The sequence below is a fragment of the Idiomarina loihiensis genome (genome assembly GCF_024584785.1).
GTDB lineage: Bacteria > Pseudomonadota > Gammaproteobacteria > Enterobacterales > Alteromonadaceae > Pseudidiomarina > Pseudidiomarina fusca.
The window spans coordinates 2,583,161-2,601,294 of the sequence record NZ_CP074112.1; the positions used below are offsets into that span (position 1 = coordinate 2,583,161).

Below are 18,134 nucleotides of genomic sequence, written 5' to 3' on the forward strand. Positions count from 1 at the left end.
GATGCTTTACTTCACTTGTTTAACTAGCTGTGACTCACGGAATCCGGAGTGTCTCAAGACCTTCCTTTACCCAACCAAAAAGATGCGCGATTATCGCAAGTCACAGCCATTTAAGCAAGGTTTACGGATTATTGGTCACAATTCGTGGCGTGACAAAAATTAATAATTCACGCTTTTCGTTCACTTGGTTTTCCGTTCTAAACAATACCCCAACGTAAGGGATGTCACCAAGCAAGGGTACTTTGGAAATATCATTAAGAATTTGCTGTTGGTAAATACCACCAAGCACAATGGTTTCGCCATTCTCTACTAGAACTTGAGTGCCAATTTCTTGGGTATCGATTGAAACCGCAGGCCCAGTAGGGGTGGTTACGGTTTCGCCACGGGTATTTTGGGTGATCACCAAATCAAGAATCACGCGATTATCAGGGGTGATTTGTGGGGTTACTCGCAGCCCCAGCACGGCCTTCTTAAATTGCACCGACGTTGCCCCAGAAGAGGCACTTTCTACGTATGGAATTTCAGTACCTTGCTCAATGTAAGCGGCTTTTTGGTTTGCGGTAGTAATGCGAGGACTCGCAATAATCTCACCTTTGTTCTCTCGTTCTAACGCAGAAAGCTCCAGATCAAGTAACCGGCCGTCGGCTAATTTAGCGACTTGAAAACCTATGGTTGCAGCGGGGCTACTTACCGGCAGGTTGACATTAAAATCACCAGTAATAGAGGTGCCTGAGCCCCAGGGTAGTGGCAAACTAGTATCCACACTAGGCTCAGTAATACCCCAGCGGATCCCCAGTTCATCGCTAATGTTGTCGCGTACAGTCACCATGCGGCTTTCGATAATCACTTGTTTTACTGGAATGTCTAAGACCTCAACCATGGCTTTAACGCTGTCGATCTGCTGCTGGGTATCGCGCACCAAGAGCGTGTTGGTACGCTCATCGACTGTCACCGCTCCTCGCGAGGACAGTAAATCAGAACTATCGGTGCGCAAAATAGCCGCGATCTCTGCAGCTTTAGCGTAATTAACCTGAATATAGGAGCTGGTTAATGGCGCTAGTTCGGCCATCCGTTGATTGGCTTCTAACTGCTGCTCTTCTCGCTGCGCTAACTCAACGGCTGGTGCCACAATCAGAATATTGCCATCAATGCGTTTATCTAAGCCTTTAACGCGCAGAATCGTTTCTAACGCTCGCTCCCAAGGAACATTGTCTAAACGCAGGGTGATATTACCGGTGACAGACTCGCTCGCCACCAAGTTGAGCTGGTTTTCTTCTGCCAAAATTTGTAAGAGCTGGCGTACCGGCACGTCTTGAAAGTTTAACGAAATGGGTTTTTGATTTTTATCTAGCGCTGCTTGCTTAGGCTCGGTGCGCTCGGCAAAGGTGAGGCGCAGATAACCATCCAACTGCTCCAGTTGATGTCTAAAATCGCTCTTGCCGGCAATTTTTAAGCGCGCATGACGGCCTTCTTGAAAGGTTTCAACGTAGCCTATGGGGGTATCAAACTTACTAACATCAAGCACGTATAATAGGTCGTCAGGTAACTTAGTATTAAACAGGGTAAGCTCAAGCTGCTGCTTGCTAGCATCGAGCTCGTGTTCAATTTCAGCGCCCTTAAAAGCGATGCTGAGCTGGCCAGTAGCACCACTTAAACCAAAGTAATTGATGGAGGTGACTGTGCTATTGCTAGCGTTTTGCGTAGCGATATAGGCGGCACTGGCGGTACGTAACTCAGGGTCGCGAGCTGGCGGCTGTGGTGACGGAGCTGGCTCTGCTGGGGCTGAGCGTGGGGCCGGCTGAGCAGGAGTCGTTGCAGCGACAGCATCAGGGGCTTTCTTACTCGCCACAAAGACTAAGACCATCACTTCGCCCATGCGACTCATCAGGTGTTCCAGCGGCTTGGTGGTGCTAACCCGCAACAACACATCGTCGCGTTGCTGCTCTACTTCAACCTGATCTAATAGTGGGTGCTCACCTACGTTCAACAGCCCAGCAAGAGCGGCTGCTGAGGTGCCACGCAATAAGAATTCATGCACTAACGGATTGCTATGACGTCGCACCACAGGGGCATCTACGCGTTCGCTAAAATGCGCCTCCAAGTTGAACCGCTCCGGGCCTAAGCCGATTTTTTCAACGCGGATCAGGTCGTTAGCATAAAGAGTGGCGGGTAGTAATAGCGCCAAATAACAGACCGTGCGAATTAAGTGCTTCATGTTTTTTTAATTCCTTTGCGAATTCAGCAAGGTTAACGAAACATCGCGTCGCTGCCAACAGCCGTCGCCGGTAGCTATCCACTCGCGAATTGCAATTGCTTGAGGTGAGATGGTTAATACCTCACCCATATTTAAACCAAGGTACTGGCCTTGGGTTACTCGATACAGCCGGCCTTCGTTTGAAACCACCAGCGCCGTAAGCCCACTAGCGCCGGTACGTAAGGTGCCGGTAAAGGTTAATTGGTCTAGCGCAACCGCCTCCAGCGCACCCTTTGCCCGATTTAGATTAGGTTGTGGGCAACTGCCGGCGCCGCTTTGAATTGCCTGCGCTTGCACCGGCGTCGGTTGAAAAGGATTGCGGGCGGATTGGCCCAAATAGCCCATGCGCGCTAACTCTGGTAGCTCTGGGGCAGGACTAATGCCGGGCTGGGCACGCTGTTGCACGCCCTGCTTGAATTGCTCTAAATCACTCAAACTCACTGGGGCACACCCAATCAGCAGGGCACAAGCGACACTAACAAAACTGAGGCCTAGACCACGAGGTAGCAGACTTATCATGGTTCTGCCCTCAGGGTTTGCTGCTGATAGGTCTCAGCGGTCACAATTAAGCGAATGGAACTGCTGCCGTCTTGCAGTTGCATGGTGAAATTCTTAACACTAATGATGCGGTCTAGGCTGGCAATTTGCCCAACAAACTCACCAATCTGATGATACTCACCTTTGAGCTCAAACCGCATCGGCAGGGCAGTATAAAACTCGCGTGGTTGGGGCGGTAGCCACTCAATACGATCAAATTTAAGCCCACTGCGAGTGCCAATCAAGGTGATATCGTCCAATAACTTAGGTGTTTCATCGTTGTTGGGCAGCATTTGCAGCAGTACTTCTAAGTTTTCATTCAACGTATCTAATTGCTTACGATACAGCGGCAAATTAATGGCTTCGTTGAATTTGCTCTCGAAGTCTTGGCGCAATTGTGCCTCTTTGGTTTGCTCGCGCTGATAGGCTTTTAACTCGTCAGCTAATACAAAGTGATAGCTAAGACCTAGTACGATAACCGCTAGTAGCACCAGAACCGCCACTCGAAAGGGTCGCGGCCAAAATGGTAATTCATTGATATCAAGTTCACGAAGGCTATCTAAGTTAACACTCATGGCTTGCCTCCGGTATCACCGGTAGCCAAGGCTGTGGGCACAATATTAATGGTTAAGCTAAAAGCATCGTAGCCCAAGCCATCAGCATCAGGAATGCTGCGGTCGTTAGCGCTGGCGGCCACCACGTTACGTAGCTCGGGTTGAGCAAACGTAGGAGAATCTTTCAGCGCTCGTAAAAACTCAGCAACCCGGTTATTCGAGCTACTACGGCCGTTAATGGTTAGGGTTAACTCGCGTTTTTCTACCGAGTGCAAATACACCCCATCAGGAGTGCGCTGAGTTAATTCATTAAATAAGGTAATCGCTGTGTTACGGTCTTCGTGTAAGGCTTGAATTAGTTTCATTCTATTCAAGACTTCATCTTTTTTCTTATTAATATTACGGATTTCAGCGATTTGACTATCCAGCACCAAAATTTCTGATTGCAGAAATTGATTCCGACGCTGTTGATAGTTCTTGTAATCATTAATTAAAAAGTAGGCCACCGCAAAAATGAGAGCAGCGCTACCTAAGGCTAAAGCAGCGTGTATCCCAAATCGAGTTTTGGCTCGTTGCTTGACCGTTTCGCGCCACGGTAGCAGGTTTATATGTGCCATGGTGCGTAACTCCGTAAGGCTAGCCCCAAGGCTTCAACAAAGCGAGGGCCGTGTGCATGCAAATGGCTCAACTTATCGGGCAAGGGGAAATGCTCAAAAGGATTAAGTACATGCACAGGAAAGGAAACCTGCGCTGCAATCATATCTTGTAGAACTGGAATCATAGCCCCGGTATTAATCAAAAATAGCGCCGCAAAGCCGCGTTCAACCGCGTTACTTTGGTACATTTGGATGCCTCGAGATACTTGGCTGCCTAAATCATTGAGCATGTCATCCAAGATATAATCGGGGTATTGCTCATGTTCACCGCTACGTAATTTGGCCAAAACTTCGCCATGTTTGTTGTAATCGCCTTCGGTAAGGGCATTGAGTAAGGGCTGTAAACCACCGGCTTGAAAGCGGTTGCTAACTACTTCGCCATCAACCACTACGACCAATTGCATTGCCGAGACGGCAATGTCGACCACCACGTATGGTAAATTACTGGCAGCCACGTCTGGATAAAGATGGGGTAACACATGATTACAGGTGCGTGCTACCGCATGGTTATCCACATCCATGACCGCTACTTTATAGCCGCCAGCTTCGATGGCTTGGCTGCGAGTACTCACACTTGAGGCTCGAGCCGCCATCAACATGACGCGTTGCTGCCCAGGTAGCGAAGGATGTTCTCCTAGACTTTCGTAATCGTAAACATGGTCTATGGCCGTATCAACGGATAATAGGTCAGGGTCTGATTCGATTTTTTCGCCAATAGCTTCGTCATCCAGCTCAATATCCATCGCTATAATACGCTGCATGGCTTGATTACCGGATATCGCAGCCACCGCAACACGCGCATGGCCCATGCGTTTGCGTAGCTGGGCAATCATTTTGCCGAGCTTGTCTATATCGACAATCTCATCACCATCCATGATCTGTTTGGCCAGCGTCACCTCGGCCACATGCTCAATGCTGTAGCTGTTATCGGTAGGCATGATCTCGACACCACGAACGGCCTCTGCTGAGATATCAATACCTAGCCCCGGTTTCTTACCAAAGCCAAATAAACCCATGGAACTCCCCTAACTGGAATAGGAATAGTATAGCGCACGTGTTATTAAAATTGTTCTATGCGAATGATCATATTAAGCGCAAATGTAATGATCATGCAAAGCACTTTGCAAATTCTAAATAATCGTTCTGTTTATTCTGGTATCTTTCTATAATATGTAGAACTTATACGCAACCCGCGAATCAACAGATGACACGGATACAAGGGGCGACTTTTTGAAGATTTTGAAGTGGTTTTTATGGATAACGATCACTACGGTGGTGCTAGGTGCGCTCACCGTAGCCGGCTTATATTTATTTTTAAAGGATGATTTACCAAGCGTTGCTGAGCTTAAGCAGGTGCAATTACAAACTCCCATGCAGGTCTATTCTGCCGATGGTGAGCTGATTGCGCAGTTTGGCGAGATACGCCGTATTCCTTTGCAATTAGACGAAATTCCGAAACCATTAATACAAGCTTTTCTGGCAACTGAAGATCAGCGCTTTTATGAGCATTTTGGCATCGACCCCATAGGTGTGGCTCGGGCCTTCTTTTTATTGGTCACCACAGGTGAAATTCAGGGCGGTGGCTCGACCATCACCCAACAATTAGCGCGTAACTTTTATCTCAGCTTTGAACAAACCTGGTCGCGTAAAGTAAAAGAAGCTTTTATTTCGTTACGGATGGAAAAAGAGCTCAGCAAAGATGAAATTCTTGAGCTTTATTTGAATAAAATCACCTTTGGCCATCGTGCTCACGGCGTGGGTGCGGCAGCCCAAGTGTATTATGGTAAAGATGTCAAAGACCTGACTTTGGCGCAGATGGCTATGATAGCTGGTCTCCCGAAAGCGCCTTCGACCATGAACCCTATCAGTAACCCTGAGCGCGCTGAACAGCGACGGGCGGTGGTATTAGGCCGGATGCTGGCAGAAGGCTTCATTACCGATAGTCAGTATCGGCAAGCCTTAGCTGAGCCCATTGCGACTAAGCTGCATGGTGCTGAAGTAACCATGGATGCGCCTTATTTAGCTGAAATGGTGCGTGCTGAAATGGTTAATCGTTACGGCGAAGAGATGGCTTATACCAGCGGCTTTAAGGTTTATATTACCGCCAATGCCAAGCAGCAGCGTGCGGCTCAGCAGGCTGTTCGACTGAACTTGCACGGCTATGATGAGCGCCATGGTTATCGTGGGCCAGAGCAAGTGCTGTGGCCAGCCGACGCCGAGCCCTGGACCGCAGAAGCTATTAATAAGCATCTACAAACCCAAGAAAATATTGGCTTAACAGAACCCGCAGTAGTGATCGAAGTGGCTGAGCAACAAGCCACGGTGCAATTAAGTCATGGTCGCCTTGGTCGTCTAGCATGGTCCGCCCTAGCATGGGCAAGACCCTACCTGCATGCCGATCGGCAAGGGCCTGCACCGCAACAAGCGGCGGATGTGCTTAAAGTCGGCGAGCAAGTACGAGTAAGACAAACAGAACAAGGCTGGCGCTTAGCGCAAATTCCTGAGCCGAGCGCTGCTATTATTGCGCTGCGCCCCCAAGACGGCGGCATTGCTGCTGCCGTTGGTGGTTATAGTTTTAGCGTGAGTCAATATAACCGAGCAATTCAAGCCAAGCGTCAGGCCGGCTCTAACATCAAGCCCTTTATTTATTCTGCGGCATTAGAAAATGGCTTTACCTTAGCTACGCTCGTGAATGATGCCCCGATTAACCAATGGAATCCAGGCAGTGGTATTGCTTGGCGACCACGTAATTCACCGGATGTGTATGAAGGTCCGATTCGAGTTCGGCAAGGTTTAGCTAAATCGAAGAACGTCGTTTCGGTACGTTTATTGCGTGCGCTAGGAGTAGACACCACGGTTGAATATCTAACTCGATTTGGTTTTGCCATCGATGAACTACCGCGTAACGAATCATTATCGTTGGGTTCAGCTTCGATGACGCCGTTAGAAGTTGCACGCGGTTATGCGGTATTTGCGAACGGGGGCTATCTGGTGAATCCTTATTTTATTGAGCGGATTGAAAATAGCCAAGGCGAGATCCTTTATTCGGCCCGCCCAGCAGTAGCCTGTGTGCTTTGTGAAAGCGGTGAGCGTGAGGTGTTACCTGCCCCGCAGGTGATTACCGAGCAAAATGCCTTCTTGATTACGCAAGGGCTGCAATCAGCAGTGTGGGGTGGCGGTAGCTGGCAGCATCGTACTGGCTGGAACGGCACCGCTTGGCGAGTACAGCAATCTAAGCCCCTGATTAACAGAGCTGGCCGTAACGTCGTGGGTAAAACAGGTACCACCAACGATGTGAAAGACACTTGGTTCTCAGGCTACGTCAGTGGTTTGGTAACAGCTGCATGGGTAGGCTTTGATAATCTAGAGCGGGCTTTGGGCAGCACCACCATGAATGAGAATCTAAGTAGTGCGGAGCAGCCCATTAGCGGCACAGAGGCTGGGGCAAAGACGGCCCTGCCGATGTGGATAGACTTTATGGAAGTGGCGGTGCAAGATGTTCCGGTGGAGCCTTTTATTGTGCCACCAGGTTTAGTCTCGGCGCGTATCGATTTGGCGACAGGTAAACTCAGCCGTGCCAATGATTACACCTCCAGATTTGAATATTTCTTGCCGGGCACAGCGCCCACTGAGTATGCCAAGGGCGAGACTAATCGTGACATCTTTGCTGAAGATGACTCGATTTTCTAGTGAGCCTCAGCTCACGTCATAAGACCAAAAAAAGCTGGTAGGGCATAGGCACTACCAGCTTTTTTGTGGCCATTGCTAGCTTATCGCTGGCTAATCAAGCGACTTAACAGTTGATTCAAATCAGATTGCACACCACCGGCGGTTACTTCTTTACCGGCGCCTGGGCCACTAATAACTAGCGGCATCTCGTGGTACCAATCGGTATAAATCACAAAAATATTTTCGCCCGGAATGAGGTTGGCCAGCATATCGCCTTCCGGAATATACTCAATGCCTACACGAGCCCGCACGCTGTCGTCATCTTGTACTGCAAAGCTAGCCAACAAGCGCGGTACCTTGCCGGTTTTTTGTGCATCAAGATAAAGGTCATGCATGCCAGCATCAAGTTCAGGTAAGCGCTGCATAAACTCATCTAAGGAAATATCAGCCAAGCTTTCTGGTAACAGACTGTCGACATCAATGTCTTGCCAGTCTAGGCGCAAGCCGATTTCACGAGCCAAAATCAACATCTTACGAATGATATCTTGGCAGGATAAATCTTCGCGTGGATCGGGTTCGCTCAAGCCTCGAACTTTGGCTTCGCGCACCAAATCGCTGAAATTTACTTCAGCGTTAAAGTTCTCAAACAACCAACTCATGGTACCTGAGAAGATACCCGAAATACTTCGAATGGTATCACCCGAGTTACGCAAATCATTCAGCGCGTAATTTAATGGTAAGCCAGCACCGACGGTGGTGTTGTAGTACCATTCACGTTCGTACTCGCGCTGAATGGTGCGAATTTCGTTGTATTGCGATTCGCCTGACGCACCCGCGCGCTTATTGGCACTGATAATGTGCAAACCGTTAGCAAAAAAGCTCGGATACAGTTGTGCTACCGCAATAGCATCGGTTAAATCCAGCATCACCAATTCATCATAAGGCGCATTTGGTAATTCGGGTATCAACTGACTCATCTCGTACGGACGCGCAAATTGATCAAATTGCTGCTCCCAATCATTGAGATCCAGACCGTTGTAATCTAACCACATTTGTTTGGAGTTCAGGATCCCGATGATGCGGACGTCCATTTGCTCGTTGATACGTTCACGCAAGCGTCGATAAAGCGCTAACCAAGCGCTACCAATGTTGCCACGGCCTACCACCAACACGCCAAGACTGCGGCGATAGTTAAATAATTGGCTGTGAATACGATTGAGTAAGCGGTTATCCAGCTTTTGCTCCAAAATAGCAATCACTGCATTGTTATCTGGCGAAAACGCCAAACGCCGCAGGTTCTGTGCGCTTAACTCGGTTTTAAAGGTGCTGTACTGGGCCGTCTCTTGAATCCGATTACCTACCAAGGCAATCATCGAGTAGCCTTCCATCTGCACCACATGATCCGCTTTATCTACCTCAAGTAACCACTGCTGTAAAAAGTCGAGATGGTTTTGGTGATAGGCATAGTAGGCATGATGTTGTGCTACTTCGTTCCAGCTAATAAGCGGAGTCAGTTCTAAATTTTCAAATTTATCAATCAGCTGGGCATCGCTTAAATCAACTCTAAACAACACCACGTCGGCTAGCGACGTTAACACCTTGCCTTTAGCTTCGGTATCTTCGTATAAGCCGATACGAGTTTGCTGATTCTCTACCTTCAAACTAGAGCGTACCGCAATCACCATGCGTTCGCGGTTAACCGGCTGGAAGGTACGCGGGTGTAACACCGGGCTACCTAACCGTGCCAGTTCTTCAGCTTCTTGCCAATCTAGAATAGGTAGGCTCACCACCCGCTCTACTTTACGCGGATCCGCTGAGTACACCCCAGCCACATCCTTCCAGATAGTGACCTGCTTAGAATCTATTAAGCTACCAACGAGGGTGGCAGAATAGTCACTGCCGTTACGACCTAAAATTAAGGAACGCCCACTAGGGTCGGCACAAATAAAGCCGGTCACAATAAATCTTGTACCCGGGTGAGGTGCAATGCGGTTGAGCAAGCCAGCACGAGATACGGGCACCTGAATCAGTGGCTCGGGCGCATCTTCAGCTACCAAGAACGTACGGGCATCAATGTAATCGGCGGTGACCCCTTGCTGTTGCAATAGGGCTGCTAATAAACGGGCACTCCATAACTCGCCGTAGGACAGCAATTCAGGCTTATGGGTAATTACTTCTTGGTCGTTTAACCACCCGTACCAGCGCTTAAAATCTTGTTGCGATAGGTCTAGTACGCGTTGTTGGTGGTCACCGTTAAGCAACTCGTTGATCAGCCCTTGCTGATATTTTTCGAGTTGTTTCAGCAGCACTTCGGCAACGCCACGGTCATCCGCTTTGGCATCAATAATGGCAAGAATACGGTTGGTGGTATCGCCCGCAGCAGACACTACGACCAAATCGCTAGCACCGGCGTATTCGCTAACAATGCGAGCGACGCGACGATAACAGTAGGCATCGGCCAAACTGCTGCCACCAAATTTGTGAACCTGAACTTGCTCGGCCACGGTTTGAATTTGCTCGGGGGTAACTTTAACCTCAACCGTCATGATGCGTGTGCGTTCTCCTGTGTGCAGCGGTCTGCTGATAATGAATGAACAATAATTATAGGGGGTAGCCCCCATTCAATAAAGCGCGCGATGCATAAAGTTGGTGACCTTAGCATGTGCTTACGTGAGTTTTACTGTGCAAGATTAAAACGAACAGATAAAGAAGTATAGACCGCTATACGTATAAAGTTGACTGATTTAATATCCACAGTACAATTCACCACAAGCTTTAAGGTTTTTAACTTTTTATTTTGCTGAGTTTGCTGACTGTCATTAGCAGTTGCAGTCAGCCCAGCCAATGAACAGGGTGTATAGGTGCGGTATGGAATGGGATGGTGAGTATATTTACCCGTATGTGGAACACGGTAGAAAGAGCGAGCACGTAAAAAAAATTACGGTGTCTATTCCTACCAAGGTACTCAAGGTGCTAACCGATGAGCGAACTCGTCGTCAGGTCAAGAACTTACGTCATGCCACCAACAGTGAGCTACTGTGCGAAGCTTTTTTGCATGCTTTCACTGGGCAACCGCTGCCTACCGATGATGATTTACGCAAAGATAATCCACATAAAATTCCTGCCGAAGTGCGGGCTGAATTAGAACGGCGTAACCTACCTATTCCGGAAGTAGAAGATCTGTACGACGACGAAGATTAACGAGGGTTAATTTGTAGCACAGCGACCAAGCAATAACCCGTGGCAGCAGCACTACTTCTACTACGGGTCACTTGCAGGGGCGGTTAAGTCTGGTTATTTCAATAAATACTCAAGCGCGGTCTCGTCACAGTTCTCTTTACGAGGACAGATGTCGCAGTCCTTCACCACTTTTTCTGGTAACGCATCTTTCACCGTCAGCTTAAAGTTCAACTTGCCAAAGAACTCAGGTACACGGGTTAGCACTATGGTCCGTTTAATCCCAAGCTCACGTGCCTTCCAGAGTAACCAAGCGACCAATTCTGCTCCCAGCCCCTTACCTTGCGCTTGTGGAAATAATCCTAAGCTACGAATTTCGGCCAAGCCAGTGGTGTAGACGTAAAGTGCTGCGCAGCCTACCACTTCATCATTCATTTCTGCTACGGCAAAGCTCTGAATCGCTTGCAATACATCCGCTTTGTCACGAGGTAAGTTTTCACCTTGCTCAGCCCAGTAGGCGATCAATTCACAAATCTTGTCGGCGTCTGCTAAACGAGCTTGGCGCACATGTTTACTTGCCGCTTCGGCCGCATGTAACCAGTCTTCGGCGTGCTTGATAGCTAGTTTAACGGCGCTTGGGCCGGTGCCACCCAGAGCCTGCCGCTTATGCAAACCGTATTGGCTATCAAGAACCTGATAGACATCGGCTTGCAACTGCGGACACACTTGTTGCATGGCGGCTAAATCGAGCTGCTCGAGTGCTACGCCAGCTTGCTGAGCCAAGAGCACTAAGCTACCGGTAAGGTGATGAGCATCCCGAAACGGAATCCCTTGCGCCACCATGTAATCAGCCAATTCAGTCGCATTGCTGTAGCCCAACAAAGCTTGCTGGGCGGCATGGTCTTGATTCACCGATAACTCAGGTAAGGCGAACGCGAGCATGGCCAGACAATGCTGATAGGTCTGTAGGGCATCAAACAGGCCTTCTTTATCTTCTTGCATGTCTTTGTTGTAGGCTAATGGCAAGCCTTTTAAGGTGATGAACAACGCTTGTAAATGGCCCAGAACTCGCCCTGTTTTGCCCCTTAACAACTCAAACAAATCTGGGTTCTTCTTCTGTGGCATTAACGATGAGCCGCTGCTGATACGGTCGCTCATGGCAAAGCAGCCACTTTCGCCAGAACAATAGAAGATGACATCTTCGGCCAGACGCGATAAATGCATCATCCCGGTGCTAGCGATATGCAGCAAATCTAGGGCGAAATCTCGGTCCGACACACCATCTAAGCTATTTTCGCATGCTTGACGAAAGCCTAGCTCGTGCGCCAATGCCTGCCTATCAATGGCGGCAGTTGTCCCTGCTAAGGCACCACTGCCGAGCGGACAGACATCCATCCGCTTGGCGGCATCGCGTAGCCGGCTAACATCGCGTTGTAGCATCTGTACGTAGGCCATCGCCCAGTGCCCAGCTACTACCGGCTGGGCTCGTTGCAAGTGGGTGTAGCCCGGTAATAAGCTGGTTTGATAGCGTTTAGCAAATTCGAGCAAAGCCTGCACAGCGGCTAAGTTTTCGCGAATGAGTTGCTGGGTAAACTGTTTACACAACAAGCGTAAATCAGTCGCCACTAAATCATTTCTGCTACGGCCGGTGTGAAGCTTCTTCGCGGTATCGCCAATCCGCTTGATCAGCTCGCCTTCCACCCAGCTATGAATGTCTTCAGCCTGGCTTTGCAAGGGCAACTGAGGATCAACCGTTACCGCCTGCGCTAATTCCGCCAAGGCTTGGTCCAGCTGTTGTTGTTCGGCAGAGCTAATCAGCTCTGCACTCAATAAGGCCTCAGCCCACGCCCGAGAAGCCTGGATATCAAATGGTGCCAGTACATAATCAAACCGCAGCGAGTCATTAAACTGCTTGAATTCATCGGCACTGGCTTGGCTAAAACGCCCGCCCCATAAACTCATGGTTGCTCCTTGTCGGCAGCTTCAGCTGCGGCAGTTTGATGTAAACAACGAATACGACTAGCTAAGCTGTACAAACGAATAAAGCCTTCGGCATGTTTTTGGTTGTAAACAGTATCCTCGTCAAACGTAGCAAAAGCATTGGAGTACAAGCTGTTGGGTGAACGTTTTTGCGTGACGCTCACGGTACCCTTGTAGAGTTTGACCACCACATCACCGGTTAAAGGCTTCGCAATTTGTTCTGCCGCAGCTAACATCACATCTTTGAGTGGAGTAAACCAGCGGCCATCGTACATAAGTTGCGCAAACTCGTTGCCCAAACGAATCCGATAATCTTGCGTGGTACGATCTAGAACTAAGCTTTCAAGGCCTTGCAGGGCTGCATATAAAACCGTGCCAGCAGGAGTTTCATAACAGCCGCGTGACTTCATCCCAACCAACCGGTTTTCTACCATGTCTAAGCGGCCAATACCGTGGGCTCCAGCAATTTTATTGAGTTGCTCAATTGCCGCTACTGCCGCAATCGGTTGCTCATTAATCGCAGTGAGGCTGCCAGCAGTAAAGCTTAACTGTAAATATTCTGGTTGCTCCGGCGCTTGCTCTGGGGCGACAGTCCAAGTCCATACTTGCGCTGATGGCTCGTTCCACGGGTCTTCTAATTCACCGCCTTCGGTAGAGATGTGCCATAAGTTAGCATCACGACTGTAAATTTTAGTCGCTGAAGCCGCACACGGAATATTGCGCTCAGCAAGATAGGCTAAGAGATCTGGCCGCGACCGCATGCTCCACTCGCGCCAAGGCGCAATCACGGTAAGATCAGGAGCAAGAGCGGCAAAAGCGGATTCAAAGCGTACTTGGTCATTACCTTTGCCGGTACAGCCATGAGCCAGTGCGTCGGCACCTACTTGGCGCGCTACCGCGACTTGTGCAGCAGCAATAATCGGCCGAGCGAGCGCAGTGCCTAATAAGTATTGGCCTTCGTATAAGGCTCCCGTTTTCAGCGTCGGGTAAATAACCTCTTGAGCAAACTGCTCTTTTAAATCAACAATGTGACAGCTGCTGGCGCCAGAAGCGATAGCTTTTGCTTCAACGCCTTCTAGCTCATCTTCACCTTGGCCCACATCGGCCACAAACGCTACCACTTCACAGTCGTAGTTCTCTTTTAACCAAGGCACAATGGCAGAAGTATCAAGACCACCAGAGTAGGCCAAAACAACTTTTTTAACAGATGCAGTCATGATTAAGCTCCAGCAAATAATTCAACAAGAATGGCGTTTTGTGCAAACAAACGATTTTCCGCTTGGTGTAGCACCAAGCTCTGTGGCCCATCGATAACCTCAGCCGTAACCTCACGACCGCGATAGGCAGGCAAGCAATGCATAAAGAAGCGCGCTCCTAGTTGTTTCATCAGCGCGCTATTAACTTGGTAGCTAGCAAAGTCATGCATCACCTCGTTACTATCGCGCTGCTGCCCCATCGAGAACCAAGTATCGGTATAAATAGCATCGGTTTGTTGCAGCTCCGTGATCTGGGTATGCAAGCTGATCTGGCTGCCCGTGGTTTGTGCCTGCTGTTGCGCTAAGGCCACCAAGGCTGGGTTTGGTTGATAATCAGCGGGGGTTACAATTTGCAAGTTCATCCCGGTAGCGGCAGCGCCAGCCATCAATGCTTGGCAGACGTTATTGCCATCGCCAATGTAGGTTAGAGTAAGGTCTGCTAGCTCGCCAGCATGCTCCTTTAAGGTAAGCAGATCCGCTAATGCCTGACAGGGATGGCACTCATCACTAAGAGCATTCACCACGGGTTTATCAGATGCGGCGGCAAGTTCGACCAAGGTCGCCTGAGCGTAAACCCGTGCTACGATAGCATCGTGCCAAAGAGCCAAATTAGCGCCAACATCACTGGCCGGCTCGCGTACTCCCATCAATTGCGCAGCATCAAGGTAGATGCTGTGGCCACCTAACCGATGAATACCTGCGGCAAAGCTGGCGCGGGTGCGTAATGACGGCTTTTCAAACAACAACGCAATACTTTTGCCTTGTAGGGTTTGCTGCCAAGCGCTCGGACGCTGTTTGATGGTCTGCGCCAATTCCAATAAATGAGTGACCTGTGCGCTGCTTAAATCGCGCATAGCTAATAAATCATGCATAGTAAATTCCAGTAAGTAATCAGATGGATAGCGTCGGCTTAATATCTAACGCGGGTTCCGGCGGCTTCACCCTTAGCCAAACGGGTGAGCGCGTTGGCATCTTGCCAGCCGGCCACCGCGATGCTTCGTCGCGAGGCGTGTGCAGCTTGCAATGCTGCTTGTAGTTTCACCACCATCCCGTCTTTGATGACACCACTGGCAATCAGGTCAGGAGCTTGGTCGGCGTGAATGGTATCGATGAGTTGACCGTGCTGATCAAGAATGCCAGGCACGTCGGTCAGTAAAATAAGATCCGCATGTAGCACTTGGGCAATCGCTGCAGCAGCAAGGTCGGCATTCACGTTTAGCCGCTCGCCCGCTGCACTCACCCCAATGGAGCTCACAATGGGTAAATAATTTTGTTCAATCAGACTTTCTAGCAGTTGCGCTGAGCCCGGGCTAGGAATTCCAACCGCGCCCCGGCTGGTGTCTTGGCTGCACTGTACGGTGCCGCCAGCGGCTAGGGTTAAACCTACCGCAAGCAATTGATGTTGCTGCGCTACTGCGCACAATTGGGTATTGATATCACCGGCTAAGACTCCCGCCACAATCGGCATGTGGGCGACAGGCGTGATCCGTTGCCCATCTACTTTGTGGCTGCTCTGGCCAAGCTGTTGTAATAAGCTTTGTACTTGGTCGCCGCCGCCGTGAACCAGCACCAACGGCCGCAGTGCCGCAAGCCGTGTAACTGTGCTGAACAATTGCTGCAAGCAGTCGTTATCAGTGACCACGCGGCCGCCTAATTTGATCACGAGTGGCACGCTCATATCACAGCTCCAGCATGCAGTAAGCCACACTCAGTGGGTAAGCCAATGTATTGATTAGCTAATTGTACAGCTTGTGCAGCGGCTCCTTTTTGTAAGTTATCCAGAGCAACGGACACCACCAGTTGGCTACCTATCACAGTAACGTGCACATCCACATAAGGCGTGCCGACTACTTGAGCCAGCTTGGGTGGGGTTTGGCAAATTCGTACTAGAGGCTGGTCGGCATAGGCCTGATGGAAGGCTTGCTGCACTTGATGTGCGCTTACGCCGGCGGCTAACTGGGCGTACACAGTCGCTAGAATACCCCGTTTGAACGAGCCTAAATGCGGCACGAATAGAAGCTCGCAGCCCAACGTTTGGGCCATTTCAGCTTGGTGGCGGTGAGTACCAATAGCATAGGCTTGCAAGCTAACTTCACAGAAGCTGGTATGAGCTTGAGCTGCGCGTCCTGCACCTGAAACGCCACTAACAGCATTTACAATAGGAGCACTATCTGGCTTGAGCATGGCCCGCACTGGCATCAGTGCAGTTGCTGCCGCGGTAGGATAGCAGCCAGGCACGGCGATAAGCGGCTCGTCACCTTGTAAGTCAACCCATTCGGCTAAGCCATAAGGAACTGGCTGCGCTAAGTGCGGCTGTTTAAAGCCATAGGCCGCTTGATGCTGCTTAGCATCTTGTAACCGAAAAGCGCCAGATAAATCAAACACAGTCATGCCTGCCCTGATTAACAACGGCGCAAGTTCGGCACTGGCTTGATGAGGGAGCGCTAAAAAAGCAACCCGAACTTGCTGGGCGACAGCGCCTAACAAGTTGGGATGCCAAGGTTGCAGAATCAGGTCACAGCGTCCGGCTAGTTGCGGATACAAAGCAGCGATAGGTTCTGCGGGACGTGCGCTAGAGGTAAACCCGTAGGCAACGTTAAATTGCGGGTGATTATGCAGCAGCCATACCAGTTCAACACCGCTATAGCCGCTGGCCCCAAATACAGCACAAGGAATTAATTTACTCTGGTTCATCCACAATCATACGTTACGCAGTTAACAATGGCGTAAGTATAGTGAATAAAAATTCATTAAACAAGCATAAATATATTGCTTGTTGAATTATTCCTGCATGTAATTTTTCGGTAGTTTAATCCGTGCAGCGCCTGACGCTATGGCGGCTTCTGCAACGGCTTTAGAAACCCGTGTGCGTAACCGCGGGTCGAGCGGTTTGGGGATGATGTAATCTGGCCCAAACTCAAGTTTATCAACCCCTGCAGCTTCAAGAACCGCAGTTGGCACAGGCTCTTTGGCTAATTGGCGAATGGCTTCGACAGCGGCTAGCTTCATCTCGTCATTGATAGCTCGCGCACGCACATCTAAAGCGCCCCTAAAAATGAACGGAAAACAGAGTACGTTATTCACTTGGTTTGGATAATCTGAACGCCCAGTTGCCATGATCAGATCATCACGCACAGCAACAGCTAACTCAGGTTTGATTTCAGGATCTGGATTAGAACAAGCAAAGACAATAGGCTTAGCGGCCATCAATTTTAACGCATCGGGCGGTAACAGATTCGGACCCGATACCCCAACAAAGACGTCGGCCTCGGTAATCACTTCAGCTAACGTACGTTTATCGGTGTTGTTGGCGAACAGGGCTTTGTACTCGTTTAAATCTTCACGGCGCGTATGAATCACGCCTTTTGAATCGAGCATATAGATATGCTCACGTTGCGCGCCGCATTTGATCAGCAACTCCATACAGGCAATAGCAGCGGCGCCAGCACCTAGACACACGATTTGTGCTTTACGTAATTCTTTGCCCTGAATTTCTAACGCATTGAGCAAACCTGCTGCGGTTACGATAGCGGTGCCATGCTGATCATCATGGAAAATTGGCACATCACAACGTTCAATTAAGGCTTGTTCGATTTCAAAGCATTCTGGAGCCTTGATATCTTCGAGGTTTACCCCACCAAAACTGTCAGCAATATTGGCAACGGTATTGATAAAGTCTTGGGTGGTACGGTGGGTGACTTCAATATCAATCGAGTCTAACCCAGCAAAACGCTTGAATAATAGAGCCTTACCTTCCATTACGGGCTTAGATGCCATCGGCCCCAAGTTACCTAATCCGAGAATAGCGGTACCATTTGAGATAACAGCGACCATGTTGCCTTTAGCTGTGTATTTGTAAACATCATCAGGGTTTTCAGCGATAGCACGCACAGGTTCTGCAACGCCGGGACTATAGGCTAGCGCTAAATCTTTACTGGTTGCGGCTGGTTTTGTGAGTTCAATACTGATTTTACCTGGCGTTGGATACGCATGATAATCCAAAGCCTGTTTACGAAAGTCGGTCATGGTTGTTATGCACCTTGGGCTATCG

14 protein-coding genes are annotated in these 18,134 nt (G+C 49.5%); 2 read left to right on the plus strand and 12 right to left on the minus strand.

Annotation, left to right across the window (positions count from 1 at the left end):
• Nucleotides 1–121 precede the first annotated feature (121 nt).
• From pilQ to pilM, 5 genes are read right to left on the minus strand one after another with little or no spacing between them, the layout of a single operon-like run.
• A complete protein-coding gene (pilQ, locus tag KGF88_RS12410; RefSeq protein ID WP_228759481.1) occupies nucleotides 122–2,215 on the minus strand; it encodes a type IV pilus secretin PilQ in 2,094 nt (697 codons plus the stop codon).
• Between the two features lie 6 nt (nucleotides 2,216–2,221).
• The gene (locus KGF88_RS12415; protein ID WP_153826275.1) at nucleotides 2,222–2,773 is read right to left on the minus strand and encodes a pilus assembly protein PilP; all 552 of its coding nucleotides are present in this window, start codon (nucleotides 2,771–2,773) and stop codon (nucleotides 2,222–2,224) included.
• Nucleotides 2,770–3,366 (minus strand): type 4a pilus biogenesis protein PilO, encoded by a 597-nt coding sequence (locus KGF88_RS12420; RefSeq protein WP_110076436.1) that lies wholly within the window; start codon nucleotides 3,364–3,366, stop codon nucleotides 2,770–2,772. The genes KGF88_RS12415 and KGF88_RS12420 overlap by 4 nt, the downstream gene beginning before the upstream one ends.
• Complete coding sequence (locus tag KGF88_RS12425; protein WP_153826274.1) at nucleotides 3,363–3,962, minus strand: PilN domain-containing protein; 600 nt, start codon at nucleotides 3,960–3,962, stop codon at nucleotides 3,363–3,365. Before KGF88_RS12425 ends, KGF88_RS12420 begins: the two co-directional genes overlap by 4 nt.
• Complete coding sequence (gene pilM / locus KGF88_RS12430) at nucleotides 3,950–5,017, minus strand: type IV pilus biogenesis protein PilM (protein WP_153826273.1); 1,068 nt, start codon at nucleotides 5,015–5,017, stop codon at nucleotides 3,950–3,952. Before pilM ends, KGF88_RS12425 begins: the two co-directional genes overlap by 13 nt.
• A 214-nt stretch (nucleotides 5,018–5,231) precedes the next feature.
• Here pilM and KGF88_RS12435 point away from each other — a divergent pair, with 214 nt between their 5' ends.
• The gene (locus KGF88_RS12435; protein ID WP_228759480.1) at nucleotides 5,232–7,691 is read left to right on the plus strand and encodes a penicillin-binding protein 1A; all 2,460 of its coding nucleotides are present in this window, start codon (nucleotides 5,232–5,234) and stop codon (nucleotides 7,689–7,691) included.
• 80 nt (nucleotides 7,692–7,771) lie between these two features.
• Here KGF88_RS12435 and metL read toward each other — a convergent pair whose 3' ends face one another.
• Nucleotides 7,772–10,216 carry a bifunctional aspartate kinase/homoserine dehydrogenase II gene (metL, locus tag KGF88_RS12440; RefSeq protein WP_153826272.1) on the minus strand — a complete coding sequence of 815 codons (2,445 nt, stop codon included), beginning with the start codon at nucleotides 10,214–10,216 and terminating at the stop codon, nucleotides 7,772–7,774.
• 322 nt (nucleotides 10,217–10,538) lie between these two features.
• Here metL and metJ point away from each other — a divergent pair, with 322 nt between their 5' ends.
• Nucleotides 10,539–10,871, plus strand: a complete 333-nt coding sequence (metJ, locus tag KGF88_RS12445) for a met regulon transcriptional regulator MetJ (protein WP_153826271.1) — start codon at nucleotides 10,539–10,541, stop codon at nucleotides 10,869–10,871.
• Nucleotides 10,872–10,964: 93 nt separating this feature from the next.
• Here the strand turns inward: metJ and argH are convergent, their stop codons facing one another.
• The 6 genes from argH to KGF88_RS12475 all read right to left on the minus strand — a co-directional run bounded on the left by argH (nucleotide 10,965) and on the right by KGF88_RS12475 (nucleotide 18,109).
• Nucleotides 10,965–12,809, minus strand: coding sequence for an argininosuccinate lyase (gene argH, locus KGF88_RS12450; protein WP_153826270.1), 1,845 nt, complete (start codon nucleotides 12,807–12,809; stop codon nucleotides 10,965–10,967).
• Entirely contained in the window at nucleotides 12,806–14,044 is a 1,239-nt protein-coding gene (locus KGF88_RS12455) for an argininosuccinate synthase (protein WP_153826269.1), read from the minus strand. The genes argH and KGF88_RS12455 overlap by 4 nt, the downstream gene beginning before the upstream one ends.
• 2 nt (nucleotides 14,045–14,046) lie before the next feature.
• Nucleotides 14,047–14,955, minus strand: coding sequence for an ornithine carbamoyltransferase (argF, locus tag KGF88_RS12460; protein WP_110076429.1), 909 nt, complete (start codon nucleotides 14,953–14,955; stop codon nucleotides 14,047–14,049).
• Nucleotides 14,956–14,993: 38 nt separating this feature from the next.
• Nucleotides 14,994–15,761: an acetylglutamate kinase gene (argB, locus tag KGF88_RS12465; protein ID WP_153826268.1), complete on the minus strand. Its 768-nt coding sequence runs from the start codon at nucleotides 15,759–15,761 to the stop codon at nucleotides 14,994–14,996.
• Entirely contained in the window at nucleotides 15,758–16,777 is a 1,020-nt protein-coding gene (gene argC, locus KGF88_RS12470; RefSeq protein WP_153826267.1) for an N-acetyl-gamma-glutamyl-phosphate reductase, read from the minus strand. The genes argB and argC overlap by 4 nt, the downstream gene beginning before the upstream one ends.
• 87 nt (nucleotides 16,778–16,864) lie before the next feature.
• On the minus strand, nucleotides 16,865–18,109 hold the full coding sequence (locus KGF88_RS12475) for a malic enzyme-like NAD(P)-binding protein (RefSeq protein ID WP_110076426.1): 1,245 nt from the start codon (nucleotides 18,107–18,109) through the stop codon (nucleotides 16,865–16,867).
• Between the last annotated feature and the right edge of the window lie 25 nt (nucleotides 18,110–18,134).

Coding starts and splice junctions, on each gene's coding strand:
- KGF88_RS12475 (WP_110076426.1), bottom strand. CDS start 18,109: ATGACCGACTTTCGTAAACAGGCTTTGGATTATCATGCGTATCCAACG.
- argB (WP_153826268.1), bottom strand. CDS start 15,761: ATGAGCGTGCCACTCGTGATCAAATTAGGCGGCCGCGTGGTCACTGAT.
- KGF88_RS12425 (WP_153826274.1), bottom strand. CDS start 3,962: ATGGCACATATAAACCTGCTACCGTGGCGCGAAACGGTCAAGCAACGA.
- argC (WP_153826267.1), bottom strand. CDS start 16,777: ATGAACCAGAGTAAATTAATTCCTTGTGCTGTATTTGGGGCCAGCGGC.
- pilQ (WP_228759481.1), bottom strand. CDS start 2,215: ATGAAGCACTTAATTCGCACGGTCTGTTATTTGGCGCTATTACTACCC.
- KGF88_RS12420 (WP_110076436.1), bottom strand. CDS start 3,366: ATGAGTGTTAACTTAGATAGCCTTCGTGAACTTGATATCAATGAATTA.
- KGF88_RS12415 (WP_153826275.1), bottom strand. CDS start 2,773: ATGATAAGTCTGCTACCTCGTGGTCTAGGCCTCAGTTTTGTTAGTGTC.
- metL (WP_153826272.1), bottom strand. CDS start 10,216: ATGACGGTTGAGGTTAAAGTTACCCCCGAGCAAATTCAAACCGTGGCC.
- pilM (WP_153826273.1), bottom strand. CDS start 5,017: ATGGGTTTATTTGGCTTTGGTAAGAAACCGGGGCTAGGTATTGATATC.
- argH (WP_153826270.1), bottom strand. CDS start 12,809: ATGAGTTTATGGGGCGGGCGTTTTAGCCAAGCCAGTGCCGATGAATTC.
- KGF88_RS12455 (WP_153826269.1), bottom strand. CDS start 14,044: ATGACTGCATCTGTTAAAAAAGTTGTTTTGGCCTACTCTGGTGGTCTT.
- metJ (WP_153826271.1), top strand. CDS start 10,539: ATGGAATGGGATGGTGAGTATATTTACCCGTATGTGGAACACGGTAGA.
- argF (WP_110076429.1), bottom strand. CDS start 14,955: ATGCATGATTTATTAGCTATGCGCGATTTAAGCAGCGCACAGGTCACT.